Origin of the sequence: Aquimarina mytili, assembly GCF_016735115.1 — a bacterium.
GTDB lineage: Bacteria > Bacteroidota > Bacteroidia > Flavobacteriales > Flavobacteriaceae > Aquimarina > Aquimarina mytili.
In genome coordinates this window covers 1-18,412 of record NZ_JAERQJ010000001.1, presented here as the reverse complement: position 1 = coordinate 18,412, position 18,412 = coordinate 1, and the positions used below count along the sequence as shown (strand labels likewise).

At 34.3% G+C, this 18,412-nt stretch carries 17 protein-coding genes and 1 pseudogene; 6 read left to right on the top strand and 12 right to left on the bottom strand.

Annotation, left to right across the window (positions count from 1 at the left end; genetic code table 11):
* Positions 1-9: 9 nt before the first annotated feature.
* Positions 10-1,761, bottom strand: coding sequence for a DUF4270 domain-containing protein (locus JJQ60_RS00090; RefSeq protein ID WP_201915884.1), 1,752 nt, complete (start codon positions 1,759-1,761; stop codon positions 10-12).
* An 82-nt stretch (positions 1,762-1,843) separates the two neighbouring features.
* Entirely contained in the window at positions 1,844-2,653 is an 810-nt protein-coding gene (locus JJQ60_RS00085; protein WP_201915882.1) for a glycogen/starch synthase, read from the bottom strand.
* 111 nt (positions 2,654-2,764) lie between these two features.
* Between JJQ60_RS00085 and panC the strand changes: the two genes are divergently transcribed.
* From panC to radA, 5 genes are all read left to right on the top strand, one after another.
* Positions 2,765-3,613 carry a pantoate--beta-alanine ligase gene (gene panC, locus JJQ60_RS00080; protein WP_201915881.1) on the top strand — a complete coding sequence of 283 codons (849 nt, stop codon included), beginning with the start codon at positions 2,765-2,767 and terminating at the stop codon, positions 3,611-3,613.
* Positions 3,614-3,632: 19 nt separating this feature from the next.
* Positions 3,633-3,983, top strand: coding sequence for an aspartate 1-decarboxylase (panD, locus tag JJQ60_RS00075; protein WP_201915879.1), 351 nt, complete (start codon positions 3,633-3,635; stop codon positions 3,981-3,983).
* A gap of 2 nt (positions 3,984-3,985) precedes the next feature.
* Positions 3,986-4,951 (top strand): lysylphosphatidylglycerol synthase transmembrane domain-containing protein, encoded by a 966-nt coding sequence (locus tag JJQ60_RS00070; RefSeq protein ID WP_201915877.1) that lies wholly within the window; start codon positions 3,986-3,988, stop codon positions 4,949-4,951.
* Positions 4,952-4,990: 39 nt separating this feature from the next.
* Complete coding sequence (locus JJQ60_RS00065) at positions 4,991-6,151, top strand: alpha/beta hydrolase (RefSeq protein ID WP_201915875.1); 1,161 nt, start codon at positions 4,991-4,993, stop codon at positions 6,149-6,151.
* Between the two features lie 112 nt (positions 6,152-6,263).
* Positions 6,264-7,631: a DNA repair protein RadA gene (gene radA / locus JJQ60_RS00060; protein ID WP_201915873.1), complete on the top strand. Its 1,368-nt coding sequence runs from the start codon at positions 6,264-6,266 to the stop codon at positions 7,629-7,631.
* A gap of 207 nt (positions 7,632-7,838) precedes the next feature.
* Here the strand turns inward: radA and JJQ60_RS00055 are convergent, their stop codons facing one another.
* The 9 genes and pseudogenes from JJQ60_RS00055 to JJQ60_RS00015 form a co-directional block, all read right to left on the bottom strand.
* Complete coding sequence (locus JJQ60_RS00055; protein ID WP_201915872.1) at positions 7,839-8,870, bottom strand: aldo/keto reductase; 1,032 nt, start codon at positions 8,868-8,870, stop codon at positions 7,839-7,841.
* A 585-nt stretch (positions 8,871-9,455) separates the two neighbouring features.
* Positions 9,456-10,169: a DUF434 domain-containing protein gene (locus JJQ60_RS00050; RefSeq protein ID WP_201915871.1), complete on the bottom strand. Its 714-nt coding sequence runs from the start codon at positions 10,167-10,169 to the stop codon at positions 9,456-9,458.
* A 191-nt stretch (positions 10,170-10,360) separates the two neighbouring features.
* A complete protein-coding gene (locus JJQ60_RS00045; RefSeq protein ID WP_236668997.1) occupies positions 10,361-10,633 on the bottom strand; it encodes a hypothetical protein in 273 nt (90 codons plus the stop codon).
* A 296-nt stretch (positions 10,634-10,929) separates the two neighbouring features.
* Positions 10,930-11,235: a GIY-YIG nuclease family protein gene (locus tag JJQ60_RS00040; RefSeq protein ID WP_201915870.1), complete on the bottom strand. Its 306-nt coding sequence runs from the start codon at positions 11,233-11,235 to the stop codon at positions 10,930-10,932.
* Positions 11,236-11,370: 135 nt separating this feature from the next.
* A complete protein-coding gene (locus JJQ60_RS00035) occupies positions 11,371-13,146 on the bottom strand; it encodes a CHAT domain-containing protein (RefSeq protein WP_201915869.1) in 1,776 nt (591 codons plus the stop codon).
* Positions 13,147-13,203: 57 nt separating this feature from the next.
* Positions 13,204-13,446, bottom strand: a pseudogene (locus tag JJQ60_RS22355) (tetratricopeptide repeat protein); the annotation flags it as partial.
* 23 nt (positions 13,447-13,469) lie between these two features.
* Positions 13,470-14,633 (bottom strand): tetratricopeptide repeat protein, encoded by a 1,164-nt coding sequence (locus JJQ60_RS00025; protein ID WP_201915868.1) that lies wholly within the window; start codon positions 14,631-14,633, stop codon positions 13,470-13,472.
* Between the two features lie 240 nt (positions 14,634-14,873).
* A complete protein-coding gene (locus JJQ60_RS00020; RefSeq protein ID WP_201915867.1) occupies positions 14,874-15,554 on the bottom strand; it encodes a TerB family tellurite resistance protein in 681 nt (226 codons plus the stop codon).
* 278 nt (positions 15,555-15,832) lie between these two features.
* Positions 15,833-16,369: a hypothetical protein gene (locus tag JJQ60_RS00015; RefSeq protein ID WP_201915865.1), complete on the bottom strand. Its 537-nt coding sequence runs from the start codon at positions 16,367-16,369 to the stop codon at positions 15,833-15,835.
* A gap of 310 nt (positions 16,370-16,679) precedes the next feature.
* Here JJQ60_RS00015 and JJQ60_RS00010 point away from each other — a divergent pair, with 310 nt between their 5' ends.
* Positions 16,680-17,084 (top strand): hypothetical protein, encoded by a 405-nt coding sequence (locus JJQ60_RS00010; protein ID WP_201915863.1) that lies wholly within the window; start codon positions 16,680-16,682, stop codon positions 17,082-17,084.
* Positions 17,085-17,139: 55 nt separating this feature from the next.
* On the opposite strand, the gene JJQ60_RS00005 is transcribed toward JJQ60_RS00010, so the two are convergent.
* A complete protein-coding gene (locus tag JJQ60_RS00005; RefSeq protein WP_201915861.1) occupies positions 17,140-18,099 on the bottom strand; it encodes an OmpA/MotB family protein in 960 nt (319 codons plus the stop codon).
* Positions 18,100-18,412 lie beyond the last annotated feature (313 nt).

The window sequence follows — 18,412 nt, the reverse complement described above, 5'->3', positions numbered from 1 at the left end:
GTGTTATTGTTAGTTACTTTTTGAAGTGGTATAAAAAATATCCAGTTTCAATTGTTTTGCCTCAGGAACATTTTCTGTATTTCCATATAGAATAGTTCCTTCATGAGATATTATTGATGAGGTGGGGATTAGCTCATCTGCTTTTGATGGGTCAGTATTCCCAAATGCACTTAAAATACTATTAACATTTTGAGAAACCGATAACCCTAGTTTTACATTATCTGAATCTTCATCATTTAAAAGATTAATAACGTATTGTGTTAATCGTATTTTATAAAATTCTCCTCTTTCGTCAGAACCTCTACTAATTCTCTCTAAATGATTAGTAACCGAATTTACAGGATCATCATTACTAAGTGTACCATCAGAGCTATAATCTATAAGAGGTTGTCCTGTTTCTAAGTTAAAGATATAAATTCTTTCTGGTTCTGCATCACCTGATGTTACACTACCTTGATTGATATATACTTTAAAACTAGCCTCATTAACTAACCAGTCTTGAGTTCTAAGAAAATCCAATTCTGTTTTATCATTATCTGTAATTTCTGAAGGAGTTTCGATAAATATTGGGTTGTCGTTTTCATCTAAAACAAAATTTCCACTGGCATCGGTTTCCACATAGCGATTAAATAAATCAAGTACAGCAATTGAACCATCTCCGCCTTTTAAATAAAGATTCGCTTCACCATTAATCGTATCCTGATTTTCTATTCTCAATTCATCCGCGATAGTGGGGTTTAGATCTGTCGTTATCGAATTTACAATAGTACTTGCAAACCCCAACTCCAAAGTTCCTTTTTCTCTAATGATTTCAGTAACATTTCCATCCTCATCCTCATCCTGAGTATCTACCTTATCAAAGGTGTAATGCAAAATAACATCCCCTTCTCGCATATTAAAATATGTCAAGCTTCCGGCACCACCTGTTAGTGCCTCTGCTTTAAAATAAATACCTCTAAAATAATTCTGAAAGTTATTTAAATTACTTAATTCTGTGCTACCTGATTTATCTAAAAATTGTGTTTTGAACTTATCTCTAACATCATCAGAAAGCTTAACTCTTAGCCTAGGACTTACCCTTGTAGAATCTATTACAGCTCCATTGTTGTTTTCATCTTTAACATCCAAAACTATTTCAGCATTAGATGGTATATAACTATCGATAGTTTGCAACAGATTTTCTGGTTTTTCAATTGCTGAACCAAATCCCTGGAGATCGTCAGAGTAATACACCTGACTATTATCAGACTCCGGGTCAAAATTTCTTAAAAAATAATCCGATTGGTATATTGATAATCTAATGGCCTGATTTCCATAAATTGAATCCAATGTATACGTATTTCCGGTAACCTGACCAGCATCATTGGTTTGTGTACTTATTAGATTACTAAAATATGGTAAACTTATAACTACACTATCCAAAACGGCATTATCTTCAAATGCTATAGGAAACTGTATGGGTTGTACTTGTGACAATACACTATAAGTAGAAGGCCCATACACTGGATCATTATACACTCCTAATAAATTAGCATGAAAGTCAATTTGAGTTCCCTGAATTGACCTAATCAGACTATTTGTTTGTACTTTTTCGAATTTTTTATTGAAAGCAATGGGTTTTGCAATATATAGCTTATCCTCAAAATTAACATCCCCTATAATTTCGCTACCAACAGAATTAAAATCATCATCACAGGATACAATTGTAAAAATAATAGCTACTATAGCTAGTATTTTGGGTACTACGTTTATCAATTTCATCAATTTTTGTCTATTGTTTTCTAAGATCATACTTCAGCATTAACTAGTATGAAAATGGAATTCGCATAATAATTACTTCTGCCTAAACCAAAACTTCTGTCTCATAGAAGGCTTCATAAGCATCTGCAAATTCATCTGGCTTTTTATATTCTAAAACGGGTTGGTCAATACTCTCTAGGTGTTTTGTAAGTTCTTCAGGAATTTCTTCAGATCCAACAATAATAGCATCAGAATTATTTATAGCTACCTTCATAAGGTTAGCATATGTTGGGTCTGCCAGATCATTGATTTTCTCTTCTCCAATACCATCAAACTTTACTTTTTCCATCATATTTTTATCCAGTATCCCTTCATAACCATTACCATATACCGAAGTAACAATCTTGCTATGACCAAAAAGAGGTTCATTTGCATAATAGTGTTTTAAATACAATGGCAAAAGAGAAGCTAACCATCCATGAACATGAATTACATCTGGAGACCAATTCAGTTTTTTAACGGTTTCTATTACACCTTTTGCAAAAAAGATAGCTCTCTCATCATTATCAGGAAATAAATTTCCTTCTTCATCGGTCAGTGTTGCCTTTCTTTTAAAATAATCTTCATTATCAATAAAGTACACCTGCATACGCTCTTTAGGTATAGAAGCTACTTTAATGATCAGGGGCATGTCTAAATCATTAATTACTAAATTCATACCAGAAAGACGAATCACCTCATGCAATTGGTGTCTTCTTTCATTGATATTGCCATACCTAGGCATAAAAATTCTAATTTGTCCTCCTTTATTGTTTACCATTCTCGGTGCTTCAAACGACATTGATGAGATTTCAGTCTCTGGCAGGTAAGGTATTACTTCTGATGATACGTACAATATCCTCTTATCTTTCATATAATCGATACTTTTATCGTCCTCCTTTTGGAATTAATTTTGCAAAATTACGAAAATTTATGCAGTCTGCCAGTAATATCTTATTTTTGCACGCCTTTAAGTTTCATCTCAATGCAAGTACACGAAAAAAGACGAGACATAACAGCTAATGTTGCAACTCTAAAAAAACAAAACAAAAGTATTGGTTTTGTCCCGACTATGGGGGCTTTACACAAAGGTCATCTTGCATTAGTAGAACAAGCTTTAAAAGAAAACGAAGCTGTTATTGTAAGTATTTTTGTAAATCCAACTCAATTCAATACTTCAGAAGATTTAGTAAATTATCCAAGAACTTTGGCTTCTGATGTTGATCTTTTGTCTGGATTATCCAAAGAAATTATTGTTTTTGCTCCAACAGCCAAAGAAATTTATGGCGAACGACCAGAATCTACAAAGTACAACTTTAAAGGGCTCGAAAATGAAATGGAGGGTAAATTCAGACCAGGACATTTTGATGGCGTTGGAACTGTACTAAAACATTTGTTTACCATAACATCTCCAACAAAAGCATATTTTGGAGAAAAAGATTTTCAACAATTACAAATCGTTAAAAAATTAGTCGAAATTGAAAAAATGTCAGTACAGGTGGTTGGCTGTCCGATATATCGAAAAGAAAGTGGTTTAGCATTAAGTTCCAGAAATAAAAGGCTAAACAACAGCCAACTCGAAGCTTCGCCATTAATTTACAAAACACTTAAGCAGGTAAAAAAAGATTTTGGCACAAAAAGTGTTAGTAAGCTAAATGAATGGGTATCAGATCAATTCAAAAATAATACTGAATTGGAATTGGAATATTTTGAAATTGCCAAGGTATCAGATTTGAAATCCATAAAAAGAAAACGAAAAGACACTAAATACCGAGCATTTATTGCTGTATTTGCCGGAAAAATTAGACTTATAGATAACATTGCCCTAAACTAAAAATAACTAACTTTGTAACATGTTTGTACACGTAGTAAAATCAAAAATTCATCGCGTTAAGGTTACTGGTGCCGATTTAAATTATATTGGTAGTATAACCATCGATCAAGATCTAATGGATGCCGCCAATATTATTGAAGGCGAAAAAGTGCAGATCGTTAATAATAATAATGGCGAGCGACTAGAAACCTATGCCATACCTGGGCCCAGAAATAGTGGTGAAATCACATTAAATGGTGCTGCTGCACGAAAAGTAGCAAAAGGAGATGTACTTATATTAATCACCTATGCTATGATGGATATCGAAGATGCTAAAAAATTCAAACCGAAACTTCTTTTCCCTAACGAGGAAAATAATTTACTTAAGTAAAAGTGAAGGATAAACTGATAAAGTTTTTTAAAATCATACTCCCACTTGCCCTGGGAGTTTTTTTAATTTGGTATTCTATTGCTTCTGCCACGCACGAAGAACGACAAAAAACACTTCAATATATTTCTCAAGCCAATCCAATATGGGTGCTTATATCAGTTTTGATGGGTATTGCTTCCCACCTTTCTAGAGCTTATCGATGGAATTTTTTGTTGCAACCTCTTGGTCATTCGATCAAATTATCTAATAGCTACATGGCTGTTATGGCAGGATATTTATGCAATATGGGAATCCCAAGATCTGGAGAAATTATTAGAGGCGGTACAATTTCTACCTACGAAAAAATTCCATTTAAAAAAGCTTTTGGCACTATTATCTCTGAAAGGGTTATTGATTCTTTAATGCTTTTATTAATTATTGCCATTACCCTATTGTTTCAGTCAGAACTTCTACTCTCATATTTACAAGAAAAAATAGCAAGTCCAGTGATTACTCTTGTTGCTCTGCTTGGTTTAATAATTTTGGGAGTTCTTTTTTTAAGAGTGCTAAAAAATTCAAAACATCCAATCCTCACCAAAATCCGTAATTTCGGAAATGGAATTTTAGAAGGAATCAAAAGTATTTCAAAGATAAAACAAAGAAAGGCATTTATTTTTCATACGTTCTTAATATGGATTTTGTATGTAGCCATGTTCTATGTGATAAAATTCACCGTGCCAGAAACTGCACATTTATCTCTTGGACCTATGCTTGCAACTTTTGTAGCAGGTTCTATTGCTATGTCTACAACTAATGGAGGAATTGGAGCTTTCCCGATCGCTACGGCAGCAATATTATTACTTTTTAATGTAGACAAATCTGCTGGTGAAGCCTTTGGGTGGATCTTATGGGGATCTCAAACCGCAATAAATATAATTATTGGTGCGTTATCGTTTTTATTTCTTCCTATTTTAAACAGAGAGAAATAATTTATATATTGTCCGGTGCTTAACCATAATCATGTACTTATGAAAAAAATTGGAATTTTTATAATAGGATTCATATTCTGTACCACAGGATATTCTCAAGCCATATACGAATCCTTTAGATCCATAAAATTAGATCAGAACAGAGAATTAAAGATACAACTTCCTCGAAATTATAAGAAAAATGTTGATAAGACGTATCCGTTAATTGTTGTCCTTGATGGAGATTACTTATTTGAACCCGTTACCGGAAATGTAGACTACTTTTCGTATTGGGAAGATATGCCCGAATCTATTGTAGTTGGAGTTAATCAACGCAAAACCAGAGAGGACGACTGCAGATATGATGTGGCAGAGTTTCTTCCTTCTCAAAAAGGCGCAGAGTTTTTCGAATTTATAGGCCAGGAACTTGTTCCGTATATCAACAAAACCTATCGTACCGCTCAATTAAAAATTATTGTTGGTCATGATTACACAGCTAACTTTATTAACTATTTCTTGTTTAAAGACAATCCTATATTTCAAGGATATATATGTCTAAGCCCAGAATTTGGACCTCCTATGGGAGAACGTATCGAAAATGTATTGAGTTCATCGAATGACATTTGGTATTATCTTGCTACCGCAACCAATGATGCCGAGAATATCAAAAAAGATCTTGTTTCATTAGATGAAAAATTGCAAGCTATCGAAAATCCAGAAGTGCATTATTTCTTTGACAATTTTGAAGAATCCTCGCATTATACACTGGTAGGAAGAGGAATCCCCAGAGCTTTAGAAGCTATTTTTGAAATGTATCGTCCAATAAGCAAAAAAACCTATAAAGAAGTATTACTTCCATTAGAAACTTCTGTCTATGATCACCTGGTAGATATGTATAGAACTACCGAGAAATTATATGGTTTTAAACGTAAAATACGTGTAAATGACTTTATTGCGGTATCTACGGCTATCGAAAAAAAGGCAAGAGACGAAAATGAAAGATGGAACGAATTAGAACCATTAGGTAAATTAGCCTTAAAAGAACATCCTGATACTATGCTTGGTCATTACTACCTGGCAATGTTCTATGAGCAAACCGGAGAACCTAAAAAGGCAATGAGAGCGTATGAAAACGGTTTTCAGCTTTCTGAAGTTGCCTTCCTTACAAAAGATTATATGCTGGACAAAGTAAACAAAATTAAAGAAGATTTTGGTTACTAAAACCTTCTCAAAACAAAGAATATAAAAGATCCTTTTTAAGGGTCTTTTTTTTATACACACTCTTTTAGTTTTACATCTAAATAATAGTATTTTTACACCTCATTATTTTGTTATGGCTAAAACCAAAACTGTTTTTTTCTGTCAGAATTGCGGAGCTCAATATGCCAAATGGCAAGGACAATGCACATCGTGTAAGGAATGGAATACTATTGCTGAAGAAGTGGTTCAGAAACCTTCTACCGCCGACTGGAAAAATGCTTCTTCTACTTCAAAAGCTAGTAAAGTAGCTAAACCTTTACGAATTTCAGAAATTGATACTAGCCAGGAAGCCCGGTATAATACAGATGATGCCGAACTCAATCGTGTACTAGGTGGTGGTTTAGTACCAGGATCTTTAACATTATTAGGAGGAGAACCTGGCATAGGAAAAAGTACACTTTTACTTCAGATTAGTCTTCAACTACCTTATAAAACTTTATATGTTTCTGGCGAAGAAAGTCAGAAACAAATCAAAATGCGGGCAGAACGCATACAATCTAAAACTGATAATTGCCTTATCCTAACTGAAACGAAGACTCAGAATATTTTTAGACAAATTGAAGCGACCGAACCTGATATCGTGATCATTGATTCTATTCAGACATTACATAGTGATTATATCGAAAGTAGTGCCGGAAGCATTTCTCAAATCAGAGAATGCACAACAGAACTGATCAAATTTGCCAAAGAAACGGCGACGCCAGTCATATTAATTGGACATATAACAAAAGATGGTAATATTGCCGGACCCAAAATCCTGGAGCATATGGTGGATACGGTATTGCAATTTGAAGGTGATCGCAATCATGTATATCGAATCCTGCGGGCTTTAAAAAATAGATTTGGGTCTACCTCAGAACTAGGTATCTACGAAATGCAAGGCAGCGGTTTACGTGAAGTGAATAATCCCAGTGAAATCCTGATTTCTAAAAAAGATGAAGAATTAAGTGGTACAGCCATAGCTTCTACACTAGAAGGTATGCGACCCTTAATGATTGAAATCCAGGCATTGGTAAGTACTGCGGTGTATGGAACACCTCAACGTAGTGCAACAGGGTATAACCTAAAACGACTTAATATGATTCTTGCCGTTTTAGAAAAACGTGCAGGTTTTAGGCTAGGAGCAAAAGATGTGTTTCTCAACATTACCGGAGGAATATCGGTTGACGATCCTGCTATTGATCTTGCAGTAGTTACAGCAATTTTATCCTCTAGTGAAGACCTCCCAATCCCAAAAGATTATTGTTTTGCAGCTGAAGTTGGCCTTGCCGGAGAAATACGCCCGGTTACCAAAGTAGACCAACGCATACAAGAAGCAGAGAAACTTGGTTTCTCTACAATCTTTATTTCTAAATACAATAAAATATCATTGCGAAATACTCAAATCAAAGTTCAATTAGTTGCTAAAATTGAAGACGTAGTTGAGTATTTGTTTGGATAAATTATGTGAGTAATAAGAAAATTTACGTCAGTCAGAGTAATTTTCGATAGAAAAATGTACTTCGACAAGCTCAGCAGGGCTATCGAAGACAAGTAAATTCATGTAAAAGCCTAATTTCGATACAATTTTTCTTCGTTTCACTATGAAAAACCACTCAATTTGACGGCTTTTGATTATACCCAAAATTATCTCATAATTCATATTAATTTAAGGCGCCGGATTAGGAATATTGTCATGAACGGCCTGGATTTCTTTTAAAACTTCATCAGAAAGTGTAAGATTAATGCTATCTATATTCTCTTTTAACTGTTCTAAAGATGTAGCTCCAATAATATTACTAGTTACAAATGGACGATCAGTAACAAATGCTAACGCCATTTGAGTAAGACTAATCCCATGTTTTTTAGCAATTTCGTTATACGCCCTAGTCGCTTTAAAACTGTTCTCATTCATATAACGATTATAATTTGGAAATAAATCTACTCTAGAGTTTTTAGGGATTTCTTCTAAATATTTACCGGTTAGCATTCCAAAACCAAGAGGAGAATATGGTAAATGCCCAATATTTTCACGATGTAGCACCTCTGTTAATCCTATTTCATCTTTTCGGTTTAATAAATTGTATGGATTCTGGATCGTTATCATTTTTGACGCTCCTTTTCGGGCTTCTTCAACATAACGCATCACACCATAAGCCGTTTCATTAGATACTCCTATTTGTCTTATTTTGCCCGCCTTAATAAACCCTTCCAGATGATGTAGTACTTCGGCAAAATTATCGGTCCAAGCATCATCTTTATCATGGGTATATCCTAGTTTACCAAAATAATTAGTTTGTCGTTCTGGCCAATGCAATTGATATAAATCAATATAATCTGTTTGTAATCTTTGCAAACTTTTGTGTATCGCATCTTCAATTTCAGTCTTGATAAACTTACCACTTCTTATGTGTTCTGTAAATGGCGCCGGCCCAACAATCTTGGATGCAATAACTACATCATTTCTCTTTCCTGTTTTTTGAAGCCAGGTTCCTATAATTTTTTCTGTACTTCCTTGGGTTTCCTTTTTCGAAGGAACAGAATATAACTCTGCGGTATCTATAAAATTTACCCCTTGATCAATTGCATAATCTATCTGTTGATGCCCTTCTGCTTCAGTGTTTTGCTCACCCCAGGTCATACTTCCCAGACATATTTTACTAACTCTAATATTGGTATTGGGTAATGTAGTGTATTTCATAGTATAGAACTCTAGTTATTTAGTCGATTAATGCTTCCAAAAGTAGAAACTCTTCACTTAAACTATTGTAAAAATTATCATAATAAATCTATCCAAAGAAAAATGATGTGAAATATATCCACATTAGGATCGTATTACCTCTACAATTCTTGAAAAACCCTCAAATAAAATATATCTTATAATCACTTGTAAATCATGTTTTTACAAACAATTAAACTATACTACGAACTTTTGGAATAATTATTTCTACATACTTCTTTAGGTATTCAAACTATATATACTATATCAGGTAGGGGGTATGATATGGTTTGATCCAAATAAAGAAGGGTAATGACTGACTGCCCAAATTTTAACCTGAAAAAGAGCTTATCGTTATGACAAGCTCTTTTTTTAATTAAAACAGATACGACTTACCCCCTTGTCGCATCTGCCCTTCACAACTAACCAACCTAAAAAATTAATTCCTCCAACATCCAACAATTTAATTTTGATAGGTATATCCCAAATGTAAAGCAGGATTATGTTTTACAGAAGGCAGAATGAGTAAACGGCTATGTTGAGTTAGGGAAATGTTATTTTGAAGTATTATTCTGGATAAATGACATTGGCATCTTTGATATGACCATCTAAAAGGTGTGCGACTAGGTTAACGTTTTTTTGAGCCCTATCTAATACCCAGGCATCAGAACTTATTACAATATCATTAGATTCTGCCAGGGCTTTATCGGGGTTATTCACCAAATCTATAGTCCACAGAAAATGATGCTGTTCTGCTATTTCTCGAAGTATTGTTTTAAGTCTACCACTATTAGATACTGGGGTATCAAAATACCAGTGTACAGATGCGACTTCTAAAGTATTAAGAACATTTCCTACCATTACAAGTACTTCTTCGGTTTTTTGAACCCTTTTATAGGTCCCATGCACCCCAGAGATATCCCGATAGTATCCATCGAGGCCTTTAAAGATATACGCTCCTGACAAGGCACTTTCCAGAATGATGAGCAAATTAAATCCGTCTATGGCTACATGTCTACCCTTTAATTGTTTTGGTAAGACGGTTCGTTTTTTTCGTGATGTAATTTGTTGTTCACTGGCACTCATACCCTGCAGTGCTTTTTGCTGTCGGGCGTTAAGCCTATACCGATTACCCACCAATTGTACTGAAGATTTTTCGGCAAAACCACGAGACAACAAATAACACATGTCTTTTGCCGCTTCTTTCATATTTTGCTTCATTTGTGGATCTCCAAACAGGCGATCGTCGCTAGCTTCTTTTCCTCGGTTTCGGGTTGGCATCTTTAATAAATAAGAAACATTTTTGGTGAAAAATTACTCGTCACCCTGAGCTTGTCGAAGGGTCGATACATTTTTGCTACCACAAAAACACTCAAACTGACGTAATTTTTATATTGAACATAAATGTTGTATCAAACTCAGATCAATAAATATGATATTTATAAACAAAAAAAGCGCTCTTAGCGCTACTTCTATGACATGGGTAATATCTCTATCACTTTGCCATATACATTTTTGGTCCATCCGTTTAGATGGCCTCGATTATTACCGATTAGTAATCCTCGTTTCACATTTTTGCCTTTGACTAAATGTGTAAAACAGTTTCCTCTTACTTTACAAAAAACAATATCTCCTGTTTTACAATCTTCCCAGTGTATGGGTTCAAGAATTACAGGCTGTTTAGATTTCAGAATAGGCAACATAGAATTACCTGGTTCTTTGGAGACAATTGTCTCTCCATTCAATAGTTTTTGAATTTTCCAATTGATCTGTTTTATATACTGCTCTAGGGGTCAGATCGAATTCGCCAAAAACTTACATCATAAACAAACCCTTTTCCAAGGCTCATTTCATAATCATAGTTTTTAATTAAACATAAATTCAAAAACTATGGAGTATGGTTTTACAAAGAACATGTACATCTGTACATTGCAAAAGTAGGGAATTATGTTGAGTTGTTAGTATTTAGTACTTAGAACAATTGTCTAATCTATTAAGAACATCTGTGTCAGTCTGAGCTTGTCGAAGACATATTTTATTCCTAAATTTTATTATTAAACTGAGTATAGTTTTTAGAATATTCTATTAATTTATCCCAGTTTTCTTCAATTAAAGCTATTTTCTTTCTTCTACTCCATCCTTTTATCTGTTTCTCTATCCTGATGGCTTCACTAGGATTAGTAAATACTTCAAACCACTTTAAAACTACAGGTCGTCTATCATAAGTGTAACTATCTATTTTATTGCCATTATTATGTTCATCTATCCTTCGTTCTAAATCATTAGTCATTCCGGTATAAAAAGATCCATCACTGCATTCAACAATATAGGTATAATAGTATTTCATTATTGATCTTTATATTAGGTTTTTACCCTTCGACAGGCTCAGGGTGACAGACGTTTTCATAATTGTCGATAATAGTTACAATGTCGTCAGTCTAAGTACTTCCACTTAGCTCAGCACTGGCCAGTCGAAGGCAAATTATGACTTTACCCTCCTTCTATACCAAAACAAAGAAAAGAATAAAATTGCCAAAGCACCTACCCCTATCACCCAATACCACCAGGTATGATCACTAAAGGGTATCGGAGCGGTATCTCCAACCAGATAAAATCCACCCCAGTAAAAAGGATGAGTTCTATTGATATCTGCGGTTTTTAGATAGTCTAATTTGGCTTGTTGCAAGGCTTTGGATTTACTCATCCCTTGTTTTAGGTTGGTATAAAAGTATTTCATCAACGCTGGAGTGGTTTGATCAGATACCTCCCAACTGGTTAAGAGTAAACTTTTGGTCCCTGCATATTGAAAGGCAGTACCTAAACTCATTATCCCTTCTCCTTTGGCGATTTTACCAGATCCTGTATTACAGGCGCTCAATACCGTAAGCTCTGCAGGAATATCCAAAGCAAAGAGTTCATGGCCATAGAGCAAGTTATCTTCTATAGTATCTTTAGTTTTTGTAAAATAGAGTTTAGAATTCTCTGGTCGTTCGTTATCTACCTCACCATGTAGTGCCAGGTGAAGGATGTTGTATTGATTGGCATTTTTCTTAAAGTTAGCTTCTATGGCCTCTGATCCAAAATAATATTGACCATCGATAATCTCGGCAATGGCTTTGATTTCTTTACGTGTTCCTGGTAGATCATCACCTGCATCTCTAAGGGTAGCTAAACTCATCGATGTAGCATCTACTATATTAGTACTATCTGTAAACGAAAAGGCCAAACATTCTTCTTGTTTTTTAGATGTTGGCGTGTCTTGACTACCAGAAAACAAGATATTTGCAGCGTTGGCATAACTAATGGCATAGTTATGTAACAAATATGAAAAATCTACAGGATTATTCGTCTCTTCTTGTTGAGTAAGTAGTAACTCAAAATTAAGATGCCAAAGCGGACCATCGGGGATGATAATTAACTCATCTCCCACAAAGTGGTGGGCTATGGGAGCGATAAGCTCTTGATACAATTGATGCGCCGATGTTTTAAAATCGCCTACATGTTTTGAGGTGATAACGGCTCTAAAAGTTTCTATTTTTTTAGTTAGATCGGCCGTTGCTAATTCTTCTACAGCAATCTTGTTTTTAGAGATCGCAAAAGCATAGGTGGTACTATCAGAGGTAAAAAACTCAACCATTGTAGTACGCTCATTAAGTTGTTGCTGGAGCTCACCAACCGAAACTACATCATTTTTGTGCTTTAACTGATAGTATTTAGGATAGTTTTTTTCTAAGACCTCGGTTAATGAATCCTGTCTACGATTAATCTCAAAGAGTTTGTTTTCGTATCGGGTGATTTTTGTGGTATCTATACCTGCCCTGAGCTTGTCGAAGGGTTGTGAATGTTCCTCTGTTATTTTAGATTGATAAAAGGCTTTATCGATTCTAAGGTCTTTTTCTAAGCCCACAAGATCGGTAGGTAAACCTGTAAAGTTTTTGGCGTTGGCATCATTTAAGAGTTCTTTTAAGGTATTGGCTTTACTTCTTTCAGCATAATAAAACGCTTTTTTAAGCGCCTGTTGATCTTTTTTTGCAGCATAGAGTAATAATTGGGATTCTATGGCTCCTTGATAGACTTCTTTGGCTTGTTTAGCAAAGGTAACTTTGTCTTGATAGTTGGTAAAGCTTTGCCGGATGGTGTTAATTATGGTATCTGCTTTTTGGTAAGTAGTAATTGCTTTATTTAGATTGGCTATACTTTTATTTTGCTGATATAATTTTTTATAAGTTTTGGCTTGGCCTTGAAGGGTAGTAAGCAATATCTTTTTATCAAAATATTGATCTTTTGTGCTAGGAAAGATATTGGCCTCAAGAGCTTTTTCATATTGGGTCAGTGCTTTTTGATAGTCTTTTTGGATTAGATATGTTTCTGCAATGTAGTTGTAAGATTTCGCTACTTTAGGATGATTTTCATCAAATAAATTTTCTTGTATTGATAATGCTTTTTGATAGTTTTTTAATGTGATATTATAATCTTTTTTCTGAAAATGTATTTTACCTAAATTAAGATACGTGCTAGCTACATCAACATGTTTTTCTCCAAAAACATAAGTCCTAATTTTTAAGGCTTTTTTATAGTATTCTATGGCCTTTTTATATTTTTTTGTTCATTATATAATGATCCAATATCATTATAGGTTTCTGCAACATTAGAATTATTCTCTGCAAATATTTTTTTTCTTATCTCTAATGCATTTAGATAATTTACTAAGGCATTATTAACATCTTTTTTTAATCTATAAATGTTTCCTATATTATTATAATTACTGGCAGTATATTGGTGATACTTTCCATTAAATTGACTATTGGTATGAAGTGATTTTTTTTGATACTCTAAAGCTTTATTGTACTCTCCCTTGTATTTGTAAGCTACCCCAATATTATTTAGCAAACTTGTAGTATATCTAGAATTCTTTTGTATAGATAACTTATTTACAATGTTTAAGGCCATTGTGTAATAGATTAAAGCTTTATCATAATCTCCTTTATTTTTGTAAATTATACCTATTAGGTTTAAAGTTCTACTAATACTTGGATGCTCGTTTTTATAAATGTTTTCTAATATTGATAAGCTTTCTCTGAGATAAGGTAGTACTTTATCATACTCTCCCTTTCTTTGATATAGAAGACCTATTGCATAATTACTTTCAGCAATCTCCCTATGATTTTTTCCATAAAAATTTGTTTTAATAGATAGTCCTTTTTCTAAATAAGATATTGCTAACTCAAATTTTTCTTTTCTGTAGTTTGCAAGTCCAATATTAAAATAGGAATTGCCAGTTTGAAAATGATTCAGTCCTAAGTGATTCTCTCTAATTCTTAATGCTTTTTCATAAAACTCTAAGGCATCGTTGAATTTGTATTTGGAATAATATATTCCTCCTATATTGTTGTAAGCATTGGCTTCTTCAAGATTATTTTTGCTTAAATGATTTTTACTAATCTTTAGTGCATTTTGAGCTGCAGATAAGGATTTTTCATATTCATTATTTCTCCTATGGTTTTCACTAATCTTATTATTGCAACTAGCCACTTTTTCCCAAGCTTTAGCCTTCTCATAAATAGGCAACGCTTTTTTAAAATACACCAAAGAACTGTCCAGCTTTCTTTCTTCTAAAAACGAATCTCCTTTCTTAAAATACTGAGAAGCCAATAAGGTATCAGTTGCCACCTGGGCATGTAGCGAATTGATAAAAAATCCAATAAAAATAAGAGTTAGCAGGGATAAGGTTTTTTTGGTGTCCATAGGTTTTGTACTATTAAGAGTCCTTTTTTTAGCAATTTTCCTTTAAGGTGTATAGCAAAGAAACCAAAAATGTTACTGTTGTAACCAAAAAACAGCCAATGATTATTGGCTGTTTTTTAATCGTTTTCGTAAAAAGAGTAGTTTGATATTTCGTTTCCAATTTATGTTCAATACCCTATTCTCGATACACTCCTCCCTTAGGTCGAAGTACTCGAATTGACGGGTATTTAAAACCGAACATTAATTCAACTGCCCTTCTTTGAGCTCAGAGATGTCTTTTTGTGTTAATCGATCGATCAGGTTTTGATACATTTCTTTAGGTAATCCGCAGGCGATTAGGTATTCTTTCATCAGGTTTTCTTCTTCCTTTTCAATAGCGCCATCAGCAAGTAATACTACGGCTGCTTGTGCCAAAATATTAATCAATGCTTCAGAGGATAATGCATTTCTGGCATCATTTAAATAATTAAACACCTGGTTATCTTTATTAGCATGCTCTTTTACATGGTGATGCACAGCCATAAGATCTTCTTTCATTTCGGGAAACCCTTCGATAGCATCCATAATCTCACGTTCTTCTTCTGCCGCAAAATCCCCATCGATAATCGACATATGCGTCATCGAAGCCACCAATGCTTTGGCAAAAATCAGTTTTGCCTGCTTTTGGTTTTCATTGATCTCGTCCTGCGATTTTTGCAAAATGGTTTTGATGTTTTCGTTATACGCACTTTTGCAACTATCGCATTCATAAAAACGATCTACTGTATCTAAAGGAATTACCGGGATAAAAAATAAGGTAAACCACCGGCGATATAACTTATTTACAAGGTTTCCATTATTACAATTTGGGCATGAATTGGTTAACACGGGACTATCACTCACGGTGTGTTTTAGTCCTCTTGTTCCGAAGATAACAAACATAATAGCTTAATTTTTATAGATTTAGGTGTGGTAAAGATAAAATAATAATTGAGAATGGTTTATTAATTTGAAATTGCGCGTGTAAATTCTTGTTTTATTCTAATTTAAGTTTCCTCTCCCTCTGGGAGAGGATTAAGGTGAGGGTTTTTGTTGTGAAAAGCACCCTCATCCTAACCTTCTCCCTCAAGGAGAAGGAACGCTCTATAACTAATTAATTTAATGGTAGCTTAAAAGAGCTCACCCTAAGGCAGTTTACCAGAATATGGAAACAGTCTGTGCTATTCTTCCTCTCCATTCACTTTTTTGGCGATACCGCATTTTCTACGAACGGTTCTTTCGGCGAGTGCTGCAACATTTCTGGCCTGATCCTCGGCCCCTCCGTTGTTAACAATCCCGTCATATACTGTTTTGTTTTCTATAAGACCACGTAAGACACACATAAACCCGGGGCTGTCTTTGCCCTTGTACGGATGCTTTTTTTTGGGTTTTGCGATCAACTCTCCAAACAAGCGATCTTTTAATACTTTATCTTTTTGAACTTCTAATACCAGTTTATTTAGGACATTTTGATCTTCTGGATTCATATCACTCACCTTATCCATGGCATTAGCATACTCATCATTGGTGAAACTAAAATAGTTATAGATATCAAAGTAGTTGTCATCTTCATTTTCGTCTTCTTGTCCCTCTTCTTCACTTTGTACTTCCTCTTCGTTCTGATATCCTTCGTCTTCCTGATACTCTTCTTCGCTTTCCTGGCTCACTCCTTTAAACATGGATGCTAGTACTAGTATAAAAATCAATAACCTTTTCATGGGTTCTGTAGTTTTAGATTAATTGGGGTATTATAAACGTCTGGCAACGCTTTTTTGTTATCTGTTTTTCTTATTTTTATGTTTTTATATAAAATATAAAAAACAGTATGCCTTTTCAATATATGCATAATTAAGGATTTTATTTTTGTTTACTAAATTCTTGGCACACTTTTTGGTTTTTATCGAATAAAATGCCTATTTTGAGGCGCTTTTTAAGGTTGTTTTAACAATAAAAAATATGTTTTTTGCGTTAGATAGCCGGTGTAATTAACCTATAAACTTTTAATACATTTTTTAACACCCAAACATTATGAAAAAATTATTTCTACTTCTATTCGTGCTAGGCGCAAGTGTAACTTCACAAGCTCAAGAAGATTGGAGTAAACAAAAAGAGATTTTTGACAGAGTATATTCTTTAGCTACCGATTTAGGTGAGCAAACAGACAAAGTAACTGCTGCGGGAAACGTGATTTCCATTATTACAAGTAAAGGAGCTGTTTCTGTTCAAAAAAAATTAGACAAATCAAAACCTAAACATTTAAATCATTTCGAATATCATTTATTAACTACTAATGGTAAAGACATTCTATTAGATAAAATGAATTCTGAACGTGTTATTGAAACTTTTCAAGCTAAGCTTTTAGAACTTAAAACCACATTAGCAGAAAATCAAGATGCTGACGTACAAAATATTCTAGATAGTTTATTCAATTAACAATAAACACACAGAATACATAAAAAAAGCGACTCAAATGAGTCGCTTTTTTTGTTTAGATATCATTCAATAACTTCGTGATCTCATCTAGTTTTGGAGTTAAGATCACCTCGATACGTCGGTTTTTACTTTTGCCTTCGTTGGTTTCGTTACTGGCTACAGGAGCAAACTCTCCTCGACCGGCGGCCGTTAGATTTTGTGGATCGATTTGCTTATTCTGTAGCAAGATGTTTACAATCGCAGTGGCTCTTTTGGTCGATAGATCCCAATTGCCCGATAACTGTGCATTGCCGGTAAAAGGGTCATCATCGGTGTGGCCTTCAATCAATACGGCAATATCAGGATTGCCACCCAATACTTTACCGAGTTGTCTTACTGCTTTTTGCCCTTGTGCACCAACAGCCCAGCTCCCAGACTCAAATAAGAGTTTGTTTTCCATAGAGATATACACTTTTCCATTACGCTCTTCTACCGTAAGACCTTTGCCTTCAAAATTACGCAAAGCTTTAGATATAGCATTTTTTAGCCCTTGCATTTTGGCATCTTTGGCAGCAATAAGACTTTCTAACTCATTAATGCGTCGTGATCGCGCCTCAAGATCTCTTTGCAGGTTATCTAAACGTGTGCGTTCTTCGGCCAGTGCTCTTTCTTTGTCTTCGAGTTTGCTTAATAACTCTCTGTTTTTTTTGCTATTGGCAGCAATTGCCGCAGAACTATTTCGCTCAAGGGCATCATAAGAATCTTTGATGTTGTTGTAGTTTGCCTGGGCGGCATTGTATTTTCCTTCCAGGTTATCTCTTTCGGCTTTGAGTTTTTGATATTCGTCTTCTAATTGTGCTAATGCTTTTTTATCGGCATCGTTCGCTCTTTTTAAAGCGGTAAATTTATCGTTTGTCTTCCGATATTTACGTTTAAGACTAGCATATTTACCTTCTAATTCTTTATGTACTTTAGAAGACACGCACGAGGTCATTAATGTTCCTGCCAGTGCAAGTAATGCGATTTTTTTAATCATATTATGGGGTTTTGTTTGAAGTAAAATTATTATTTCTAAGTCTCCTCTCCCTTTGGGAGAGGATTAAGGTGAGGGTTTTTTGTCTTGATCCCCTCATCCTAGCCTTCTCCCCAAGGAGAAGAAACTAAATTAAATTGATCTGTTACACATTTTCACTTTTTTGATCCAAAATTCGTCAATTCGATTTCTATGACAAATTCAAGCGGTTTTGATAAAAAGTTTGATTTTTAATCAAAGCAAAAATGATGTGTATAATTTTGTTTCTTACAGCATTTAGTACACTCATTTTATTTTTACCTTCTTCTACTTTTCT